The 21,854-nt window shown below is 70.5% G+C and carries 15 protein-coding genes; 8 read left to right on the forward strand and 7 right to left on the reverse strand.

The window, feature by feature from the left end:
- Entirely contained in the window at window positions 1–1,797 is a 1,797-nt protein-coding gene (locus ACU6XJ_RS25930; protein WP_476317021.1) for a helix-turn-helix domain-containing protein, read from the forward strand.
- On the opposite strand, the gene ACU6XJ_RS25935 is transcribed toward ACU6XJ_RS25930, so the two are convergent.
- Window positions 1,785–3,425, reverse strand: coding sequence for a tannase/feruloyl esterase family alpha/beta hydrolase (locus ACU6XJ_RS25935; RefSeq protein WP_476317024.1), 1,641 nt, complete (start codon window positions 3,423–3,425; stop codon window positions 1,785–1,787). The genes ACU6XJ_RS25930 and ACU6XJ_RS25935 overlap by 13 nt on opposite strands.
- Before the next feature lie 40 nt (window positions 3,426–3,465).
- On the opposite strand from ACU6XJ_RS25935, the gene ACU6XJ_RS25940 reads away from it, so the two are divergent.
- From ACU6XJ_RS25940 to ACU6XJ_RS25970, 7 genes are all read left to right on the forward strand, one after another.
- Complete coding sequence (locus tag ACU6XJ_RS25940; protein ID WP_476317027.1) at window positions 3,466–4,554, forward strand: 3-hydroxyacyl-CoA dehydrogenase family protein; 1,089 nt, start codon at window positions 3,466–3,468, stop codon at window positions 4,552–4,554.
- A 257-nt stretch (window positions 4,555–4,811) separates the two neighbouring features.
- Entirely contained in the window at window positions 4,812–5,960 is a 1,149-nt protein-coding gene (locus ACU6XJ_RS25945; RefSeq protein ID WP_476317030.1) for an extracellular catalytic domain type 1 short-chain-length polyhydroxyalkanoate depolymerase, read from the forward strand.
- A 151-nt stretch (window positions 5,961–6,111) separates the two neighbouring features.
- A complete protein-coding gene (locus ACU6XJ_RS25950) occupies window positions 6,112–6,561 on the forward strand; it encodes a hypothetical protein (RefSeq protein ID WP_476317033.1) in 450 nt (149 codons plus the stop codon).
- A gap of 60 nt (window positions 6,562–6,621) precedes the next feature.
- Entirely contained in the window at window positions 6,622–7,770 is a 1,149-nt protein-coding gene (locus ACU6XJ_RS25955; RefSeq protein WP_476318635.1) for a sensor histidine kinase, read from the forward strand.
- Window positions 7,767–8,372: a response regulator transcription factor gene (locus ACU6XJ_RS25960; RefSeq protein ID WP_476317036.1), complete on the forward strand. Its 606-nt coding sequence runs from the start codon at window positions 7,767–7,769 to the stop codon at window positions 8,370–8,372. Before ACU6XJ_RS25955 ends, ACU6XJ_RS25960 begins: the two co-directional genes overlap by 4 nt.
- Window positions 8,373–8,459: 87 nt before the next feature.
- Window positions 8,460–9,296 (forward strand): aldo/keto reductase, encoded by an 837-nt coding sequence (locus tag ACU6XJ_RS25965; RefSeq protein ID WP_476317039.1) that lies wholly within the window; start codon window positions 8,460–8,462, stop codon window positions 9,294–9,296.
- 464 nt (window positions 9,297–9,760) lie between these two features.
- Window positions 9,761–13,513 carry an nSTAND1 domain-containing NTPase gene (locus tag ACU6XJ_RS25970; protein WP_476317042.1) on the forward strand — a complete coding sequence of 1,251 codons (3,753 nt, stop codon included), beginning with the start codon at window positions 9,761–9,763 and terminating at the stop codon, window positions 13,511–13,513.
- 51 nt (window positions 13,514–13,564) lie between these two features.
- On the opposite strand, the gene ACU6XJ_RS25975 is transcribed toward ACU6XJ_RS25970, so the two are convergent.
- The 6 genes from ACU6XJ_RS25975 to gcl form a co-directional block, all read right to left on the reverse strand.
- On the reverse strand, window positions 13,565–14,422 hold the full coding sequence (locus ACU6XJ_RS25975) for a peptidoglycan recognition protein family protein (RefSeq protein WP_476317045.1): 858 nt from the start codon (window positions 14,420–14,422) through the stop codon (window positions 13,565–13,567).
- Entirely contained in the window at window positions 14,419–14,688 is a 270-nt protein-coding gene (locus ACU6XJ_RS25980; RefSeq protein WP_476317048.1) for a hypothetical protein, read from the reverse strand. The genes ACU6XJ_RS25975 and ACU6XJ_RS25980 overlap by 4 nt, the downstream gene beginning before the upstream one ends.
- Window positions 14,689–14,884: 196 nt before the next feature.
- Complete coding sequence (locus tag ACU6XJ_RS25985) at window positions 14,885–17,884, reverse strand: amidohydrolase family protein (RefSeq protein ID WP_476317051.1); 3,000 nt, start codon at window positions 17,882–17,884, stop codon at window positions 14,885–14,887.
- 209 nt (window positions 17,885–18,093) lie between these two features.
- Window positions 18,094–18,852: an enoyl-CoA hydratase gene (locus ACU6XJ_RS25990; RefSeq protein WP_476318637.1), complete on the reverse strand. Its 759-nt coding sequence runs from the start codon at window positions 18,850–18,852 to the stop codon at window positions 18,094–18,096.
- A complete protein-coding gene (locus ACU6XJ_RS25995) occupies window positions 18,852–20,060 on the reverse strand; it encodes a CaiB/BaiF CoA transferase family protein (protein WP_476317054.1) in 1,209 nt (402 codons plus the stop codon). Before ACU6XJ_RS25995 ends, ACU6XJ_RS25990 begins: the two co-directional genes overlap by 1 nt.
- An 18-nt stretch (window positions 20,061–20,078) precedes the next feature.
- Window positions 20,079–21,854: a glyoxylate carboligase gene (gene gcl / locus ACU6XJ_RS26000; protein ID WP_476317057.1), complete on the reverse strand. Its 1,776-nt coding sequence runs from the start codon at window positions 21,852–21,854 to the stop codon at window positions 20,079–20,081.

The following is a 21,854-nucleotide window of genomic DNA, read 5'->3' on the forward strand; positions in this document are numbered from 1 at the left end:
ATGACGCGAGTGGAAGAAGACGTCGCGTTTCGACTGCTTGAGCTGCTCGCGGGCGGCGCGGGCAGCGACGAGCTGGCGCGGATCGCGGCGGAGGACCCCGGCTCAGGTGCGGCGGTGAAACTCGCCTTGCGGATCAACGCCACGGTGCGCGGGCACCGGCGGCGCGAGGCGGAGCTGTCCGCGTTGTTCGACACGGCGGACGACCTGGCGAGGTTGCGTGACCCGGACGAGGTGCTGCGGTCCATCGTGCACCGGGCACGCAGGCTGCTCGGGGTCGACCTGTCGTATCTGACGCTGAACGACCCCGACGCGGGGATCACCTACATGCGGGTCAGCGAGGGCGCGGTGTCCAAGCTGTTTCCGCAGGTGAAGATGAAGATGGGCGTTGGCCTTGGCGGTCTGGTCGCGCAGACGGCGCGGCCGTACACCACGGTCGACTACCTGTCCGACGAGCACTTCCAGCACACCGGGCCGGTGGACGAGATCGTCCGCGACGAGGGGCTGACCGCGCTGCTGGCCGTGCCCCTCGCGGTGGGCGAGACCGTCATCGGCGTGCTGTACGCCGCGGAACGCACCCCGCGCGAGTTCACCCCCGACGAGGTCGCGCTGCTGTCCTCGCTGGCAGACCACGCCGCCGTCGCGATGGACAACGCGCGGCTGCTCGCCGAGATCAGCGCGCACAGCCAGTCCATGCAGCGCGCCGAGGAAGCCCACGACCGGCTGATGGACCTGGTGCTGCGCGGCGAGGACCTCTCCGCCGTCGCGGCCGCGGTGGCCGGTGTGCTGCACGGCGGCATCGGCATGTACGCCGTCGACGGTGCCGAACTCGCCCACGCCGGGTTGCCCACCACGCCTCCCGACCCGCGGGCCGTCGCCGTTTCGCAGCACACCGGTCGAGCCACCCGCACCCCGGCAGGCTGGGTGTGCGCGGTGCAGGCCGGGCCGGAACTGCTCGGCAGCGTCGTGCTCAACACCGACGCCGATCTGACCGACGCGGACCGGCGGCTGTACGAACGCGCCGCCGTCGTCACCGCGCTGCTGCTCCTGCTGCGGCACTCGGCGGCGAAGGCCGAAGACGAGGTCCGCGGTGAACTGCTCACCGACCTGCTCACCGCCCCCGACCGCAATCCGGCCGCGCTCATCGACCGCGGCAAGCGCCTCGGTGTGGACCTCACCGCCTCCTACGCGGTGCTGGTCGCCCACGCGGGCGAGGTCCCACGGCGGCCGTTGGCGGCCGCGGCGGCCCAGTTCGCGACCTTGAGCGGCATCCACGCCGAGCAGGTCGTGCTGCTGGCCCCCACCGACACGCCGGGACCGCTGGCCGCCCGTATCGCCACCGCCCTCAGCGCCAAGGCGGGCCGTCCCGTCACGGTCGCCGCCGCGGGCCCCGGCAGCGGACCCGCGGGCCTGGCCTCGGCGTACGCCGAGGCGGTTCGCTGCCTGCGCGCCCTGCTGCGGCTGGGCCGCGAGGGCACGGGCGCGTCGATGGCCGAGTTGGGCTTCATCGGCCTGGTGCTCGCGGAGCGCGCCGACCACAGCTCGTTCATCCGGCAGACCCTCGGGCCGATCTTCGACTACGACCGGGACCGCGGCACCGAGCTGATCCGCACCCTGGAGGCCTACTTCGCCAGCGGCGGAAACCTGCCGCGCGCCAAGGACCTCCTGCACGTCCACGTCAACACCGTCGGCCAGCGCCTCGACCGCATCGGCAGGCTGCTTGGTCCGGACTGGCAGTCACCGGACCGGATGCTGGAGATCCAGCTCGCGCTCCGCCTGCACGCGCTTCAGGCGGGCTGACGACCGTGGGGACGGGTGCAGGTGAAGCTGCCCGCCGAGTCGGGGTCGCCAATACCGTCGTACCTGGGCCAGCCAGGGTACTGGCACAGCGGCCGGGTGCGTTTCGCGTTCTTGTCGGCCACCACCGGGCGGGACGGTGACCGGCCGCGCTCCACCCAGTTCTCCAGTGCGCCAACGGAATCCCAGCCTGCGGCGAACGGGGTGTCGATGTTGACGTGGTTGGCGCCCGGCACGAGGTAGAACCGGGCGAACCGATCGACAGCGTGGCCTCCCATGGTGTTCCGCACTCGCTCGAAGTACTCCGCGGTGGAGCGGTGGCTGACCAACTCGTCCGCGGTGCCGTGCAGCAGCAACAGCTTCCCGCCCGCTCGGGCGAAGGGCCGCAGGTCGGCGTTGTTGACGTCCTGTAGGGCCGACAGTTCGCTGATGCGCCGCTGCCAGCCGCCGGGCCGCCGCGGATCGATCGTCAGCGAGTCGAAGTTCGGGTCCCTGGTGACGAAGTACCTCGCCCACTGCTCCCAGAACTGCACGCCGTACCCGCCGGTCTTCGGCATCGGATTGGCGGGGGCCGCGGTGCCCATGCCGAGCAGCGGCGTGGACAGGTCGGCGCCGGACAGGAACGGGAATCCGGGGTAGCCCCGTTCGCCGCCGGCGAGCCGGTGCTGCCATCGCAGTGGGGAGGACATCGCCGTGACGGCGTGAATCTGCCGGTCGGAGAGGCAGAAATCGCCGCGATCGGTGCCACCCGCGCACCGCAGTGACCTCGGATCGAACCGACAGCCGGATTCGTGGGAGATAATGCCGTCGCTGATCCCGTCGCCGCCGTCGCAGGCTTTCAGCACGCTCTGGTAGAGCAGCTTTTGCTTCGCCGGGTTCGGAAACGCACCGGGCTGGGACAACAGCCGCGCCTGGTGGCCGAAGAACAGGTCCAGGCTCGCCGCGTTCCAGGCCGGATACACCGAGATCACGCCGTCGAAGTCGGCAGGCCAGCGTTGTGCCGCCGCCAGCCCCTCACGTCCACCGGTGGAACCGCCCGCGAAGTAGCTGTGCGCAGGCCTGTCGCCGTATCGCTGGGCGATCAGGAACACGGCGGCATCGCGGGTCTTCTTCACCGCGTCGCCCGCGAAGTTGCGCAGCGCCTCGTCGTTGACCGCGAACGAGCCGTCCAGCGACCTCGTCGGCTGGAAGTCGGGTGCGGCCTGGTGCCCCGAATCGCTCGCGAAGGTGGCGTATCCCCTGCCCAGCGGCGTCGGGGCGTCGGCGGGGCCGTACGGGACGTTGCCCGCGACATCGGGAATGGTGCCGTTGTACCCACCGCCGCCGAACATCATCGCCTTGCGGTTCCACTCGGTCGGCAGGGCTACCCGCAGTGTGATGTCGGGTGCGGCCGGGTCCACCGGATGGATCGCCGCATCGACCAGGCAGTGCTCGCCCACCGCCACCGTTGGGGCGATGAGACGTACCCCCGACACCTCCCCGCCCCGACTCGGCAGCCCGATCACGGCGGCAGGGATCTTCACTCCGCTGAGGTCCCCGCAGCGGACTCCGACCGGGGCCGCGGCTGACATCGGCGGCGCCACAGCGGTCATGAGCACCACGGCCGAGGCAAGGGCGACAGCGTTTTTCATTCGATCCCTCCGCATCCCCGGCATTGACACCGTATTTTCGATGTCTTTTGCGGAGTGGAGCAATAGCGCTCAACACACTGCCCGCGGCGGCTTTGTATGGGAATCCACGTTGACCGCTTCCATGGCGCTTTCTACCGTCGGCCGGCGCGGCGCGCACATGCATCGGCCGCGAGCATCCCGTCACTCGAAACGAAGGACAATCATGGCGCGATTCGGCATCATCGGTGCCGGGCTGATGGGACACGGCATCGCCGTGGCTCTCGCCCGGGGCGGCCACCATATTCACATCTACGATCCGGTTCCCGCCACATTGGCAGACCTCGACATCCGCGTTGAAAAGGCCCTTCAGCTGTGCGGCGCGTCAGAGGAGGCGAGCAAGCAGACCGAGAGCCGCATCAGCCCCACTTCCGATCTGCACGACGCCCTGGATCAGGCCGACATCGTCGTCGAAGCAGTGCCGGAACAGTTGACGGTCAAGCAGGATGTGCTGGCAGCCGCGGAAGCCGTGGTGTCCTCGGAGACCCCGGTGTGGTCGAACACCTCCGTCCTGTCCATCACCGACATCGCGGGTGCGATGCGGCAGCCCGAACGGCTCGTCGGTGTGCACTGGTGGAACCCGCCGCACCTCATCCCGCTGGTGGAGGTCGCGCCCGGCGCCGCGACCACGCCGCGGCTGGTGTCCGAGGCAGAAGAACTGGTCGGCGCTTTGGGCAAGACCACCGTCCGCCTGCACCGCGACATCCCCGGTTTCATCGGCAACCGCCTCCAATTCGCGCTGGTCAGAGAAGCTCTGCACCTGATCGAGGAAGGCGTGTGTGGCCCCGAGACGATCGATACAGTTGTCCGGTCGAGCTTCGGGCTGCGGCTGGCGGCGGTGGGGCCCATGGAGAACGCCGACTACATCGGCCTTGACCTCACCCGATCCATCTTGACCAACCTCGCTCCGCACCTGTCCACCACCGACGGCCCGTTCTCCTGCCTGGACAAACTCCTCGCCGACGGCCACCGCGGACGCGCGTCCGGCAGCGGACTGCTCCCCTGGCCCCTGGACCGAGGCGACGACGTCGCCCGTCGACTCATCGACGGCATCCGTCGCAACCTGCCGCCGAGCCAGGCGACGCCTTCCTGAAGGCAGGGCGTGCGAGCCTGCCGGGCACCGCTCGCACGCCCCCGCCGAATTTTCGCGCCGACTCATGGTTACTCGCGACATATCGGGCCTACCCACAATGTGGTCGGGCCACATAGCGCCGGCTGTTCCCATTTCGTAGCATCGAGGAAACGCTATGAGCCAGATCACGTCACGCTAGTCGCGTTGTTCCCTGCTTCCATACTTGCACCCCTGCCATGGGAGGCCCTGCCTTGTTTCCCAAACGAATTGTTCCGCTCATGACCGCGGTATTGACGGTATTGGCGATCGCCGCAATCTCCTTGGTCGCATTTCCGCGAGATGCCCGCGCGGCCACCCTCCAGGAGGTCACCGGTTTCGGGTCGAACCCTGGCAATCTGCAGCTGTTCCGCTATGTACCCGACGGGCTCGCGCCCGGCCGCCCGGTCGTGCTGGCGCTGCACGGCTGTAAGCAGAACGCCGCGAATTACGCCAGAGACACCGGATGGATGAGCTTGGCCGACCGATTGCGGTTCGCGGTGGTGTTTCCGCAGCAGCGGTCGGTCAACAACGCCAACTCCTGCTTCAACTGGTTCGAGACCGGCGACACCGCACGGGATTCGGGCGAGACGTTGTCGATCAAACAGATGGTCGACCACACCAAACGCACCGCAGGGTCGACGTCGGCCTACATCAGCGGTCTGTCCGCGGGCGGTGCGATGTCCGCGGTCATGCTCGCCGCCTATCCCGATGTGTTCGCGGGCGGCGGTGTGATCGCGGGCCTGCCCTACCGATGCGCCACCTCGGTGGGCTCGGCGTTCGGCTGCATGAACCCCGGCACCGACCTCACCCCCGCCCAGTGGGGCGACCGGGTGCGGTCGGCCGCTCCGTCGCACACCGGCCCCCGGCCCAAGGTGTCCATCTGGCACGGAACCTCCGACACCACCGTGGTGCCGCGCAACGGCACGGAACTCCTCGAGCAGTGGACCGACGTGCATCGCACCGATCTCACCCCTGAGGTGAGCGACACGGTCTCGGGCTACCCGCACCGGGTCTACGGCGATGTCGTCGAGTACTTCGAGATCACCGGCATGGGACACGGTCAGCCTGTCCACCCGGGAACGGGACCGGCCCAGTGCGGACAGGCGGGTGCCTTCGTGCTGGACGTCAACATCTGCTCGCCCCACCACCTGACCCGGTTCTGGGGTATCACCGCCGACACCACCCCGACCGGCACCACTACACCGACCACCGCGCCGCCGCCGTACACCGACACCGTCGCCGGAACGGCCGTGGATCACTACGTGGCGGCGCGCCTCACCGTGGAGCGGTACAACACCCTCGGCGGCCGCTACGGCTACAACACCGCGTTTCCGCTCTACCGCTGCGAAGCAGGGTGGACCGACAAGTCCGACTGCTCGTCGAGCTAGCAACACTCCGCGGACCGGACCGGACGGTCACCACGGCGCGGCGGGGGTGTGCACCCGCCGCGCCGTGCATCGTCCGACCATGCGATCCGCATGGTCCGACGGTGTCAGTGCGCGGGTTGGTTTTGCCTGGTGGGGCACAGAACCTGAATTCATGAGTATTGCTGCTGATGACATCAAGGACACGCGGTTCCGTTGGCGGGTGTGGGTGCGGCGCTGGCCGATCGCGCTCGGGTTGGTCCTCGGTATCGCCGAATTGCTCGATTCGAAACCATGGCAGCCCGGTGGTGTGCCCACCTGGTTGCTGCCCGCCGTGGCGTTGATGTACCTGGTGTTCAGCCTGGCCCGCCGGGAGGCGGAGAACCGATGGGCGCCCGTCGTGCAGATCGCGGGGGTGGTGCTGTTCGGGCTGGTCGCGATCGTGGCAATGGCGGTGGAGCCCGAGGTGGGGCGCTACCTGGTGGCGGCGGGTTGGCTGGGGCATGCAGGCTGGGACTTCGTCCACCACCGTCGGAACCTGGTTGTGCCGCGCAAGCTCGCGGAGTTCTGCTTCGTCTACGACGTGCTGCTCGCGGTGGCGGTGCTGGCGGCGCCAAGTCTGTGACGGCGACCGTCGCGCCGCGGCGGGTACCAGGAGGCGGCCGCATAACATGCCGAGGTGCGGATGGACTCCGAGGCCCCGGTGCGGGATCGCAGGTTGCGCCGGGCGCGGACGGCCACGCTGGCTTCGCTCGGCGCGGCCCTGTCGACCACCGTGCTGATGCCGGGCATCGGCCTGCGGTTCGAGCCCAGTCCGATGTGGGTCGTGCTCGGCGCCCTCGGCATCCTCGCGGTGGCGGTCACGCAGGCCGCCGCGCTGTACGCCACGCTCACCCCCTGGCTGACCGACCTCACCCGGCGCAGGCTGGTCGGAGCCTTCGCGGCGGCATCGCTGCTCTCGGTGCCGCTGGTCGGACCGGTCGGCGCGCAGCAGTGGGCGACCTGGGCGTGGCTCGGCGCCTCCATCGCCGGTTCGCTTCCCATGCTCGCCCGCGGGCTGACCAGCGGGTTGGCGACACTCGCGACGCTCGTCGCCGCCGTGGGCGTGGCATGGTGGACGGACGGCTCGATCGTGCAGTACGCCGTGATCACCCTCGGAATCGGACTGGCGGTCGCCATGATGGGTGTACTGCCGATCCGGCTGTGGGAGCTGCTGGCGCAAGCGGAGGCGGGGCGGGCGGCGCAGGGCCGGTTGGCTGCCGCGGAGGAGCGGCTGCGGTTCGCCAGAGACGTCCACGATGTGCTCGGGCACAGCCTGTCGGTGATCGCCCTCAAGGCGGAACTCGCCGCCCGGCTGGCCCCCACCGACGCGGAACGGGCGGCACACGAAGCGGCCGAGGCGCAGCGGCTCGCCGGTACCGCGCTGGCGGAGGTGCGGCGGGCGGTGCACGGCTATCGCACGATCGATCTGCGCGACCGGCTCGCCGCGATCGAGCAGGTGCTGCGGTCATCGGGCGTGCGCTGCACCGTCACCCTTCCCGCCACCGAGTTGCCCTCGGAGCTCGCCGCGCAACTCGCCGCGGTGCTCAGCGAGGCTACGACCAACGTGCTGCGGCACAGCGCGGCCACCTGGTGCACCATCGACATCACACACGACGGCGAGAGAGCACGCATGAAGGTGATCAACGACGGCGCCGCCGGGCGAGGCCCCGACCCGCACAGCTTCGGCCTGCGAGGAATGGCGGACCGCCTGGCGGAGGGCGGCGGCGGACTGCGCACCGGCGAGAACAACGGTGTGTTCACCCTTGAGGCCACCGTGCGGGCACCGTCGTGATCAAAGTCCTTCTCGCCGACGACGAGGACCTCATCCGGACGGCACTGGCCGCGCTGCTCGAATTGGAAGCCGACCTCGAGGTGGTCGCCCAAGCATCAGACGGGCAGGGCGCCATCGCCGCCGCGCTGGCGCATCGACCCGATGTCGCGGTGGTCGATCTGGAGATGCCGGGGCCGGGCGGGCTGGCGGTGGCCGCCGAACTGGCAGGCGCGCTGCCGTCCTGCGCGGTGGTCATCCTCACCGGCCACGGCAGGCCGCAGCACCTCCAACGTGCGTTGACCGCGGGCGCCAAGGGCTTCGTGCCCAAGGGCGCGCCGGGCGGCACCCTCGCCGATGTGATCAGGCGGGTACACGGCGGTGCCAGATATGTCGATCCGGCGCTGGCGGCCGACGCGCTGACGGCGCCCACCTGCCCCCTCACCCCGCGGGAGCTCGATGTCCTGCGCCTTGCCGAGCACGATGTGCCCGTCTCGGTCATCGCCAAGCAAACGCACCTGTCCGCGGGCACGGTCCGCAACTACCTCGCCAACGCGATGAACAAGCTCGGTGTTGCCAGCCGCTCCGAGGCTTTCCGAACCGCCCATGACAATGGCTGGCTGTAGCCGGAGCAATGACCTTTGCCTCCGGGTCGTTGGCGTCGGCCGCCGCCCGTGTTCTGATGACGCGGACCGGAGGGGCGGAAAGCGGCATTGACATCACGCACATTTCTCATCGGCGGCGATCTCGGCGTGCGGCGGTTGGGGTTCGGGGCCATGCGGCTGCCCACCTCACCCGAACCGGATCGCAAGGCGGCCATCGCCGTCGCCCGCCGCGCTGTCGAGCTGGGCGTCACGCTGATCGACACCGCGCACCTGTACGGCTGGGGAGCCAACGAGGAGTTGCTGGCCGAAGCGCTTCATCCCTATCCCGACGACCTGTTGGTCACGACCAAGGTGGGGGTCGCGCCACCGGAATCCGGCCGCGACGCGCGGCTCTGCGGCGAGCCTGACTTTCTGCGGTACCAGGTACACGAGGGGCTGCGCAGGCTCCGGAAGGACCGGTTGGAGTTGCTCCAACTGCACCGAATCGATCCGGAAGTGCCGCTGCCCGACCAGTTGGGGGCGCTGCGTGAGCTCCAGGACGAGGGCAAGATCGGGCACATCGGGCTGTCCGAGATCACCGTCGGCGAACTGGCGGAGGCACGGAAGCTCATCGACGTGGTGAGCGTGCAGAACCGCTACAGCGTGCTCGACCGGGAACACGAAGCCGTGCTCGACGCCTGCACCGAGGCGGGCATCGCGTTCCTGCCGTGGCGGCCGGTTCACCCCGCGGCCACCCAGGCAGCGGACGAGATCGCCGCGGTGGCGGCCGAACTCGGCGCAACGGCGGCGCAGATCGCGCTCGCCTGGCTGCTGCACCGGTCACCGGTGGTACTGCCGATCCCGGGCACCGCCTCGATCAGCCACCTCGAGGAGAACGTCGCCGCGGGCGAACTGCGACTGAGCGAGGATCAGCTGCGGCGACTCGACCGGATCGCGGCCCCCTGAGCCGTGCGTCGTGGCTGGCGAAACTCCCCGATCCCCGCGGAGATCGTGGGCTAGATTTCTTCTTCTTGGACTTTTAAGCAACGGTGTTCGCGAACACGGCGCTCAGAAGAGGCTCCTGCGCAATGACGTCATATTCGCTCAGTTGCGCCGCCCGGATCGGTCAGGCAGGCCGCGAGCTTCATCGGATGGCGGCACGCCCCGCACGGCGCGCGAGAGTCCGCGGTCTGCGTCCGCGGGGTTGAGCGCGGAGGGTGGGAGACACCCCCTGCAAGCCTCCCACCCCGCGCTGGACGGATGCCGATCTTGTTCCGCATCCCCTGTTTGCCCCACTGCGGCCGGGAATAGGATCGGAACTCGGCGGGCCCGTGGTGACCAGTGTCGGACTGCCCGCGCGGGGGCGGGAGAGGTATTCCGTATCCCTCGCCGTCCGCCCGAGGATACTGCGGCTGAACAGGAGGAATGCCGTGCCGGATGCGACGCGGTTCGCCGATGAACTCCGTCGCTGCCGAACGGAACGCCGGCTGTCGCTGGCCGATCTCTCCCGGCTCACGCATTACAGCAAGGGCTATCTGAGCAATGTCGAGAACGGCCGGAAACCCGCCACGGCGGAGCTGGCCCAGCGGCTGGACCGGGCGCTCCGGGCCAATGGCGCGCTGGCCGATCTCGCCCCGGCGGGCATGGATCACGCGCACTGCCCCTATCCCGGACTGGCCGCATTCGGATCGGACGAGGCGAAATGGTTCTTCGGGCGGGAGCGCCTGACCGGGGCGCTGGTCGGCAGGCTCGCCGAATCGCTCTCCGGTGAACTTCCGCTGGTGGTACTCGGCGCCTCCGGGGTGGGCAAGTCCTCACTGGTGAACGCGGGCCTGCTGCCCGCGCTGGCGGCAGGCGCGCTGCCCGTCGCGGGTGCCGCGGGCTGGCCGGTGCTGGCGATGACGCCGACCGAGCACCCGATGGACGCCTTCGCCAACGCGGCGGGCGGTCTGGTCGGCGACCCGACACCAGGGCTGCGGGCGAGTCTTCGGTCGATGATGGAGATCCGCGACGCCCGCCTGGTCATCGTCATCGACCAGTTCGAGGAACTGTTCACGCTGTGCACCGACGAGCGGGAGCGGCGGGAGTTTCTGAGCCTGCTGTTCGACCTGTGTAGACGGCCGCCGAGCGGCGGTGCCGCGGCGGTGGCGGTGCTCGGCGTGCGAGCCGACTTCTACGACCGCTGCCTGGCCTACCCGCAACTGCTGCGGGCCGTGCAGGACAACCAGTTCGCCGTCGGCGCCATGCGGCGGGACGAGTTGGTGCGGGCGATCACCGGACCGGCGGAGGCCGCCAAGCTCGACGTGGAGCCCGGTCTGGTGGACGTGCTGCTGGCCGACCTCGGTGTCGGCGACGACCACGAGGACTGGCAGGCGGGCTATGAACCCGGCGTGCTGCCGCTGCTGGCGCATGCCCTGCTGGCGACCTGGCAGCAGCGGTCCGAAAGCAGGCTGACCGTGGCCGGATACCGGCTGACGGGCGGCATCCACGGCGCCGTCGGCGCCACCGCGGAACGCGTGTACGACCGGCTGGACACTACGGCGCGAACCGAGGCGCGCCGGATGCTGCTGAGTCTGGTGCGGGTCGGCGACGAGGGCGGCGACACCCGCAGGCGCGCGAACCGCGACGAGCTTGTCGGCTCCTCCGCGCCCGCGGCGGTGGCGCTGGAGGCATTCACCGCGGCCCGGCTGCTCACCCTGGACCGGGACACCGTCGACATCTCCCACGAGGCGCTGCTGCGTGCCTGGCCGAGGCTGCGCGGCTGGATCGACAGCGACCGCGCGGGACTGCGGATGCGGCAGCAGTTGGACACCGCCGCCGAGGCGTGGGAGGCCGAGGACCGCCACCCCAGCGCGCTGTACCAGGGCCCTCGGCTGGCCGCGGCGCGGGAACTCGCCGACCATCCGGCGCTGACCACGCAGGCACGCGAGTTCCTGGCCGCTTCGCTGCACCGCGAACAGCAGGAGCAGGACGCGGCCCGCAGGCGAACCCGGCGGCTGCGTGCTCTGGTCGCGGGCCTCACCACGCTCTCCCTGCTCGCCGCGGTCGCCACGGTGTGGGCGGTCCGAGCCGAGCAGTCCAGGACCGACCAGCGCAATCTGGCGCTGGCCCGCAAGGTCGCGGCCGAGGCGCCGACGCTGTCGGCGACCGACCCGAACCTGGCCCGCAGGCTCAGCGCGGCCGCCTACCGGCTGGCCGCCAACAGCGACACCCGCAGCAGCCTGCTGAGCGTCTACTCCTCGCCGCACGCGCAGCGGCTGGATCACCCGGACACCGTCACCTCGGTGACCTTCAACCCCGACGGGCGACTGCTCGCGACGTCCGATGTGGACGGCCGGGCCCGACTGTGGGACACCGGAGCGGAAAACGCCGCTGCCCCGCTGGCCGTCCTGCCGGGCCACACCGGCCCGGTCAACGCGGTGGCCTTCCACCCCGGCGGTCGGCTGCTGGTGTCGGTGAGCGGGGACCGCACGGCCAGGCTGTGGGACCTCACCGATCCCCGCCATCCGGGCACGCTGGCCGTCCTGCCGCATGCGGCCGACACCCTCGCGGTGGCCGTGAGCCCCGACGGCAGCACCGTTGCCACCGCGGACGCGGGCGGCGCGCTGCGGCTGTGGGACATCCGCAACACCCGCTCCCCCACGCGGGTCGCCGAGGTCGGCACCGCACTCGCGACGTCGGTGGCGTTCGCCGCAGGCGGACGCCAAGTGGTGACCGGCGGTTCCGACGGCGCACTGCGGTTGTGGGACACCGCCGCCGCCCGCGAGCCGGTCGCGGTGTCCGGCCCGGACGGCCACAGTGGACCGGTGGCCGCCGTTGCGGCAAGCCCGGACGGGCGGAGGCTGGCCACCGTCGGTGCGGACAAGACGCTGCGCCTGTGGGAGACGGACGCGGCGCGGCTGACCGCGGTGGGAACGGCACAGGCCCACGCCGAGCCGCTGCACGCGGTGGCGTTCAGCCCGGACGGCAAGGCGGTGCTGACCGGCAGCGCCGACCACACCGCCCGGCTCTGGGACGTCACCCGGGCCGACCGGCCGGTGGTGCTGTCGGTGTTCAGCGGACACACCGAAGCCGTGCTGGGTGTCGCCTTCAGCCCGGACGGGCGTCGGGTGGCGACGGGAAGCTGGGACAACGCGACCCGGCTGTGGAGCATGCCGATGCCCACGCTGGCAGGCCACACCGATCTCGTGGTGGCCGCGGCGTTCCGCGGCGACGGGGGGTTGCTGGCCACCGCGAGCTGGGATCACACCGTGCGGCTGTGGGACACCTCCGCGCCGGGGCAGCCCTACGTGTTGGGGGTGATCCCCCATGACGTCCAGCTGCGTTCGGTGGCGATCAGCGAGGACGGCCGCACCGTCATCACCGGCGCCGCCGACGGGATGGCACGGCTGTGGGACATCGGTGATCCGCAGGCCCCGAGCCTGCGGGGCACGATCGGCCACGGCGCCGGGGTGCGCAGCGCGGTGCTCAGCCCCGACGGGCGAACGCTGGCCACCGCGGGCGACGATGGCATCGCCCGGCTGTGGGACGTGTCGGACCCGCGGCAGCCGCGTCGGCTGGCCGAGCTCACCGGCCACACCGACCGCATCTACACCACGGCGTTCAGTCCCGACGGGCGGACGCTGGCCACCGCGAGCTACGACCGCTCGGCCCGGCTGTGGGACGTCACCAACCCCGAGCGGGCGAGCGTCACTGCGGTGCTCACCGGCCATGAGCAGGCGGTGCGGTGGGTGCGGTTCAGCCCGGACAGCCGTGTGCTGGCCACCGCGAGCTGGGATCGCACCGCGCGGCTGTGGGATGTCGCCGACCGCGGCGAACCCGTCCACCTGTCGACCCTGACCGGGCACACCGAGGCGGTGTTCGCGGCCGTGTTCACCAGCGACGGACGCAGGCTCGCCACCGTCGGCGACGACCGCGGCGCCCGCCTGTGGGACATCGGCGATCCACGCGATCCGCGGCTGTCCGCGGTGCTGACCGGGCACGCGGACGCGGTGTACGGCGTGGCGTTCCATCCCCGCGGTGACATCCTCGCCACCGGCAGCCGCGACACGACGGTCCGCCTGTGGGACACCGATCCCGACACGGTGATCGACCGGATCTGCCGGACCGGTGTCGGCACCCTGGGCAGGCAGGAATGGGAACGCCACCTACCCGATGTCGAGTACCGCTCGTCCTGCGGGTGAGACCCCGCTTCGGTGGCCTGAGAGTTCAGGCCACCGAAGCCTTGAGGTGTGTCAGTGCTTGCCCTTGAGTTCGCGGGCCACGCTCGCGGCGATCTCCGGCAGCAGCGCCCGCACCGCCTCGGTGATCTGCGCGGCGTCGGCCTTGGCCTTGTTCTCCAACTCGGTCAGCCGCGCGCTCAGCGCGTCCAACCGCTGGACGACCACCTCGTCGGAGGCGTCACTCCAGGCCAGTACGGACCGCAGCGTGGTCGGCTGACCCGCCCTCGGGTCGTCGGCGGGCAAGCCCTGCCGCGTGATCGGGGCGTTCAGCAGTTCCTCAACCGTCATATCGTCCTCCCCTACGGCCGCCGCGTCCCTCCGGTACTCGGCGAGATTGATGGTCTTGCCCGGCGCGAATCCCGGGTCCCACTTCCCGGTGATCGAGGTTTCGGCGTGACCGCGCGTCCACTCCATGTTCGGCCGGTTGAACACGTGCTTGATCGCCGCGCCGAACACACAGGCCGAGCGGTACTGCGCCGCGCTCATCGGCCGGTCCCCCGCGTAGTCGATCTCCAGCCCGATCACCCGCTTGTTGAACAGGGAGGTGACCGGCAGCGGCCCCATGGATCGGCCGCCGGAGGCGCCCGCGTGGTTGGCCGGGTGCGCCGCGATGAAGTGCAGCGTGCCGTCGAAGCAGCCCTGGATGTTGCACAGCGGCCCGGGCAGATCCCGCCTGCCCCGGATCAGCATATTCCGGGTGGGCGCCGGGTTGGCCTCCGACGACGGGGTGGCGGTGTGGTGGATGATGCCGCCGACGTAGGCCGCCGACTGCCCGTTGCCCTGCCGTTCCCAGCCTGGCTGGAAGGTCACGTTGACCCCGGCGTTGCGGGCGAAGTCGGCGATCCGCAACATGACCTCGACGGCGTTCATCCGGCCACCGCCCGCAATTCGGCGGGGATGTCCGCCCACGGGTCGTGGTCGTCGTCCAGGTACGGCGCGGACGCCGCGGCGTCCAGCCGCCCGATCAGCAGCACCCCGTCCGGCTTCGGATGACGTTCGACGACAACGTTGTCAGCGTGCGTCGCCGGATCGTCGTCGGAATCCGCGATGGCGGCAAGATGATCGCGGATCGCCCTCGCGGTTCGCTCCTCCGCCGCCGCGTTGTCAGCGGGCACGAACCGGGAAAAGATCAGCATGAGGCCCCCCTCCTCGCTATCGATTGACCCCCAGCGGAGTCTGAACAGCTCGGGGCCGTACCGGAAGAGGCGGGCCGTATCCCATTGGCGAACGGTGTCGGGATACCCCCTCCGACCAGCGCATCCGGCTATGCCGAATGTCCGAGGGGCGAGTGGTTTCCAGGCCGGATCTGTCTGGCGGCTGAGGCATTCGCCGTCAGCGGGGCACGGTGGTGAACGGGGCGAACAGCTCGTCGAGGGTGTAGAGGCGGCCGTTCTTCATCACCATCCGGACGCCTGCCAGGCGGCTGATGTCCTTCGACGGATCGCCGTCGATGATCACCAGGTCGGCGAGCTTGCCCGGTTCGACGCTGCCGAGGTCGCGGCCGACGCCGAGTTGACTCGCGGCGGCCATGGTCGCGGTCCGCAGGGTCTGGTACGGGGACAGGCCGTGTTTGGCCATCGCGCGCAGGTTGAGATGCAGGCTGATCGCGGTGATGTCCAGCGGCGCGTCCGTCCCGGCCACCACGGTGCCGCCCGCGGCCAGGATCCGGTTGATCACGGCGACCTCCCGGCGGGCCATTTCGGCGTTGCCGTCGAGGAATCCGCACGGCCCGGTGCCCAGGGCGCAGCGGATCTTGGCGCGCAGCACCTCCCGCTGCGTCGCGGTGAACAGGACGCGCACCCGCGGGTCGTCGATGATGTCGGGGTCGTCCGCCAGCAGCGCGCCCGCGCTGAACAGGGTGGTGCTGACCGCCATCCCGCTCTGGCCCAGCAGCTGGATGACGTCGTCGTAGACGGCGCCGAGCGCGGAGTTGGGCGCCCAGCCGAACCCCCACCTGGTCGGCCCGGCCAAGTGTTCCTGCATGTCAACGCCGTGCGCGACAGCCGGGTACAGGTAGTGCGAGGTGACCGGGATGCCCATGGCGTGCGCGACGCGGGTGACCTCGGCCTGCCAGTCGTCCGGGAACCGCTGGTAGGTCTTGACCAGGTCGTAGTCCAGCTCCCGCACCCGAGACAGCTCCAGCGCCAGCTGCTCGCGGGAGGCGATCTGCCGGGCGAACTCCCACGACAGGCGCGGGCCCTCGAACATCTCACCGGTCATGAAGAACCGCGGCCCCACCCTGGCGCCCGCGGCAAGCGCCTCGCGGTCCTCCACCGCCCGGTAGGCGGGGTCACCGGTGGAGCGGGTGGTGGTGATGCCGAAGGACAGCAGCAGGCGGCCCTGCCGGTCGCCGAACGCCTTGAACCGCATGTGCTGGTGGTGGTGCATGTCGATCAGGCCGGGGATGACCGTCGCGGCGGAGGCGTCCACGACCCTGCCCTCCGCACGCGGCCGATGCCGTTCGACGCGCTCGATCCGGTTGCCCGCCACCACGATGTCCACATCGGCGTGGGGCTCAGGACTACGCCCGTCCCACAGCAGACCGGCGTGGATCACGCAGCGGCCGCCCGGACGGTCCTGCCGGAAGGTCAGGCCCTGGGTGACCTCCCGCGACCAGGAGCCGTCCAGGGCGATCAGGCGCAGCCGTCCGTTGTGCAGGTACAGCAGGGACTGCGAATCCCCGTGCCAGCTCGGCGCGTCAGCGGAGTGCGAGGTGAGCCGACGCGGCGGCCCCGCGGGCGTTCCGTCAGGCCACACCGGCAGCAGGTGGAGCGTCCCCCGCATCGTGAAGGCCAACCACCTGCCGTCGGGCGACCACACCGGCCCGTCATCGCCGCGGGCGGACAGCGAGCCGAAGGGTTCGGGTTCGACGGTCCGCGTCCGGCCGGTGGCCACGGTAACGAGTTGGATCAGGTTGCGCTGGTTGGCGGAGACCGCGAGGGCCACTGTCGCGCCGTCCGCCGACCAGCTCACCCTGCCGGGCGCGTTCTGCGGGCCGAGCAGCTTGGTCACCGTGCCGTCGGTCAGGTCGACGGTGAACACCTGGTACTGCTCGTCCTGGAATGCCAGAACCTGGTCGCCGGGAGCCCAGGCGGGGCCGAACCGCGCACCGGCCAGGTCGGTCACCCGCCGTTCCAGGCCCGTGTCGAGGTCGAGCACGTGGATGGCGGTGGTGCCCGCCTTGTCGGAGGCGTAGGCGATCCGCCTGCCGTCGTGCGACCAGGCTGGGTCGGTCTTCAGGTAGGGGCCGTCGGTGAGTGCGCGCGCAGCACCGCCGATGGGCAGCAGCCACAGGTTGTTCAGCGCGGTGAAGACCACCGAGCGGCCGTCGGGCGACAGCGCCGGGGCGGCGATTCCGCGCACCGGCTGCTCGCGGTCGGTGTCGAAGTCGTACCGCTTGCGGGGATACCGGTCGCGGATGAGGGTGAAGGTGGCCGAGAACGGCACGATTCGGGTTGTGTTCGCCCCGATCCGGCTGACCGCGATCCGACCGCCCGCCCCGTAGGCCAGTTCGTCCGGGGCAAGCCAGGCGGCGGGGAACGGGAACACGGTGTCCTGGTTGCCGACCGGTGTCTCGGTGCCCGGTTCGGCCGACACCATGAGCCGTTGCGCCCGGTCGCGCAGGCGGATGAACGCGATCCGGCGACCGTCCGGCGACCACGACGGGGCCGAGACAGCGCCGGGGGCCGCCGGGACCAGTGTGCGCACCTCGCCGGTTTCCAGGTCGACACTCTCGATCGCGTTGCCGCGCACGAAGGCGATGTGTCGGCCGTCCGGTGACCAGGTCGGCTGGGTCTGCGCCTCGGGCGCCGAGGTGATCCGCCGCAGCTCACCCGAGGACACCTCCACTGTCCAGATGTCGGTCGAGCCCTCCCGCGCCGAGGCGAACGCGAGCCTGCCGCCATCGGGCGCCCAGGCAGGTTGCAGGTCGTCGTATTCGCCGCGGGTCAGCTGTCGGGTGTGCCGCCCATCGATGTCGACAGTCCACAGGTGGAACACCCCGTCGACAAAGGACTGGACCGCGACCGTCCTGCCATCAGGTGCGGCCGCGGGCCAGAAGGGGCTCAGGAAATCATCGCTGAATGGCGTCGCCGCTCCCCCGGCCATGGGCACCGAGAACAGCTTTCCCTGCACGTTCACCACCATTCTGGTCTGCCCTGGAGCCGCCGTCACGGCCAGATTGGTGCCTTCCCGCGCTGTCACGCGGATTTCTCCGCCGCGCACCGCATCACCCTCGACAGGCAGCGCATCAGCGGCGGTACCCGCAGGTAGCGAGGCCAGCACGGGGGACAGCGTCATACCGACGAACTGACGGCGGTTCAGCGGAGTCATCGCAACCGTTCCTCGAAAGCGCAGGCTGTTTCTGCGGACAGTCGGTGAACGTACTGATCGCGCAACCGATTCGGGCAGCCCCGGGAGGACCATTTCCGGGAGCCTTTTTTTGCCGTTCTTGAGAAGGCACCGCCGAATACCGGATATCGCTGGGCTTTCCTGTGCGGCGGTTATCCGTCACGCCCGGCGGGGCTGTGGTCTCCGCCGGGTCAGCGTCCGGTCCAGGAGGCCTTGGTCTTGGCCAGGAAAGCGTGGATGCCGAGTCGGAAGTCGTCGCTTCCGTAGACCCGCTCCACGATGTCGTCGCAGTCGGCCACCGACGCGGTGCGCAGCCTGCGGACGGTCTCCTTGGCCGCCCACATCGTCAGCGGCGCGTGCCCGGCCAGCCTGCTCACCACCTCGGCGAGGTGGGTGTCGAGTTCCTCGGGTGGCGTGACCTGGCTGAGGAAGCCCGCGGCGTCGGCCTCCGCCGCGGTGAGCAGCTTCGCCTGGAGCAGCAGGTCCAGCGTGCGGGCCGGGCCGAGGTGGTGCATGAGCAGGGACGTGGTGTCGGCGGACAGGCAGTTGCCGAGGGTGCGGGCGACCGGCACGCCGAAGCGGGCGGTGTCGTCGGCGACCCGCAGGTCGCAGGCCGCGGCGATGGCCAGGCCGCCGCCGATGCAGTGGCCCCGGATCGCCGCGACGGTCGGCACCCGCACGACGGCCAGCCGGGACAGCACCCTGCTGATCCGCTGTTCGTAGGCGACCCCGTCGGCGCCGTCGGTGAACTCGGCGAACTGGGCGATGTCGGTGCCCGCCACAAAGGCCCGCCCGCCCGCGCCGCGCAGCACCATCACCCGCAGGTCCGGCTCGGTGTCGGCCCGCTCGCACGCCTCGTACAGGCCCTCGTACATGGCCCAGGTCATGGCGTTGTGCTGGTCAGGGCGGTTGAACAGCACCTCGAGCACCGGCCCGTCCCTGGTCACCATCAGCTCCACGCGCTGCCTCCCTTGACGATCCCATCGCGCAGCAGTTCGTCGATCTCGCCGCGGCCGAAGCCCGCTTCGGCCAGGACCGCCGCCGTGTGTTCGCCCAACGGCGGGCCTGCACCGTCACGACGAGTGGGGGTGTCGGACAGGCGCATCGGGGAGCCGACCTGGCGGACGCCGGGAAGCTCGGGATGCGGTGCGTCCCAGAAGAATCCGCGCTCGCTCAGGTGCGGGTCGGTGAAGACCTGCTCGACGTCGTTGATCGGCGCGCACGGCACACCCGCGGCCTCGAGGACCGCGACAAGGTCCGCGGTGGTCCGGCCGGAGGTGACCCGCTCTATCGCCGGGATCAATTCGTGCCGCAGGCCGTGGCGGTCGTGTGCGTCGGCGAAGCGGGGGTCGGTGAGCAGTTCGGTGAGGCCCAGCGCCGTGCAGAACGCCTGCCAGGTGCGCGGGGTGACCGCGCCGACGGTGACCCAGCCATCCTGAGTGGACAGCGCCTGGTAGGGGGCGGTGCTCTGGTGCGCGGACCCGAGCGGGCGGGCCACCTCGCCCGCACCCCAGTACTTGGCGGCCTCCCAGACCGCCAGCGACACACCCGATTCCAGCAGCGAGACGTCCAGGAACTGGCCGCGCCCGGTGTGCTCCCTGGCGCGCAGCGCCGCGGTGACGCCGAGCGCGACGTACAGGGCGCAGACCAGATCGCAGATCGGCACCCCCACCTTCACCGGGTCGCCATCGGGCGTGCCGGTGACGCTCATCAGCCCAGACCTGGCCTGCGCCATGATGTCGAGGCCCGGCAGCGACGCCAGCGGCCCGTCCTGGCCCCACCCCGACGCGGAGGCGTACACCAGCCTCGGGTTCTCCGCCGCCAGCACCTCGTAGCCGAGCCCGAGCCGGGTCAGCACGCCGGGCCGGAGGTTTTCCACCAGCACATCCGACCGCGCGGCGAGACGCCGAAGCACCTGCACCCCGCGTGGGGTCTTGAGGTCGACCGCGATGGAGCGTTTGTTGCGATTGATCCTGGTGAACGGCGAGCTGTTGCCGTCGGCGAACGGGCCGATGGCGCGCACCGGGTCGCCGCCGTCCGGGTTCTCCACCTTGATCACATCGGCGCCGAGGTCGGCAAGCTGGGTGGTCGCGAACGGTCCCGCGAGGAAGTTGCCGATCTCGATCACACGGATACCGGTCAGCGGGGCGGGTGTCATGGCATGCCGACCTTACGCTCAGTCCAACATCGCCGCCGCCGGATGCGGCTCGGTCTCGGCGTCGGCCAGCTCCTCGAACTCGACGATCCCGTCGATCTCCAGGCCCATCGCGATGTTCGTCACGCGCTCCAGGATCACCTCCACCACCACCGGCACCCGGAACTCCGCCATCAGCTTGACCGCGTCCTCGAACGCCTCCGGAAGCTCCCCCGCCGCGCGGACCCGGATGGCTTTGCAGCCAAGTCCCTCGGCGACCTTGACGTGGTCGACGCCGTAGCCCTCCAACTCGGGCGAGTTGATGTTGTCGAAGGCCAGCTGCACGTGGTAGTCCATGTCGAAGGCCCGCTGCGCCTGCCGGATCAGGCCGAGGTAGGAGTTGTTCACCAGCACCTGGATGTAGGGCAGGTTGAACTGCGCGCCGACGGCCAGCTCTTCGATCATGAACTGGAAGTCGTAGTCGCCGGACAGCGCGACCACGGTGGCATCGGGGTCGGCGACGCACACGCCGAGCGCGGCGGGCACGGTCCACCCGAGGGGTCCGGCCTGCCCGCAGTTGATCCAGTGCCGTGGCCGGTACACGTGCAGGAACTGCGCGCCCGCGATCTGCGACAGGCCGATGGTGGACACATACCGCACGTCGCGGCCGAACGCGCGGTTCATCTCCCGGTACACGCGCTGCGGCTTCACCGGCACCGCGTCGAAGTCGGTGCGACGGTGCAGGCTCGCCTTCCGGGCGAGGCACTCCTCGACCCATTCGGAGCGGTCCGGCAGCAGACCCGCCCGCTTGCGCTCCCGAGCCACCTCCACCAGCAGGCGCAGCGCGGCGCCCGCATCGGAGACGATGCCGTAGTCGGGCGCGAACACCCGGCCGATCTGGGTGGGTTCGATGTCGATGTGCACGAACGTGCGGCCGCGGGTGTAGGTCTCCAGGCCGCCGGTGTGCCGGTTGGCCCACCGGTTGCCGATGCCCAACACGAAGTCCGAGGCGAGCAGCGTCGCGTTGCCGTAGCGGTGCGAGGTCTGCAACCCGACCATGCCCGCCATCAGCCGGTGGTCGTCGGGGATCGCGCCCCAGCCCATCAGGGTGGGGATCACCGGCACGTCCAGCAGTTCCGCCAATTCGACCAGCGGCTCGTCGGCGTCGGCGTTGATGACCCCGCCGCCCGCCACGATCAGCGGGCGTTCGGCGGCGCACAGCATGTCCAGCGCCTTCTCCACCTGCGCCCTGCTCGCGGTGGGCTTGTACACCGGCAGCGGCTGGTAGGTGTCGATGTCGAACTCGATCTCGGCGAGTTGGACGTCCACCGGCAGGTCGATGAGCACCGGGCCGGGCCTGCCGGAGCGCATGAGGTGGAAGGCCTGCTGGAACGCGCCGGGCACCTGGGCGGGTTCCAGCACCGTCATGGCCATTTTGGTGACCGGCGCGGCGATGGCGGTGATGTCGACGGCCTGGAAGTCCTCTTTGTGCAGCCGCGCGACCGGGGCCTGGCCGGTGATGCACAGGATCGGGATGGAGTCCGCCCACGCCGAGTACAGCCCGGTGATCATGTCGGTGCCTGCCGGTCCGGAGGTGCCGACGCACACGCCGATATTGCCCGCCTTGGTCCGGGTGTAGCCCTCCGCCATGTGGGAGGCGCCTTCGACGTGGCGGGCCAGGATGTGGCGGATGCCGCCGTGGGCGCGCATCGCGGAGTAGAACGGGTTGATGGCCGCGCCGGGCAGGCCGAAGGTCTGGGTGGCGTTCTCACGCTCCAGGATCAGCACAGCCGCGTCGACCGTTCGCATACGTGCCAT

This window comes from Actinorectispora metalli (genome assembly GCF_056323685.1).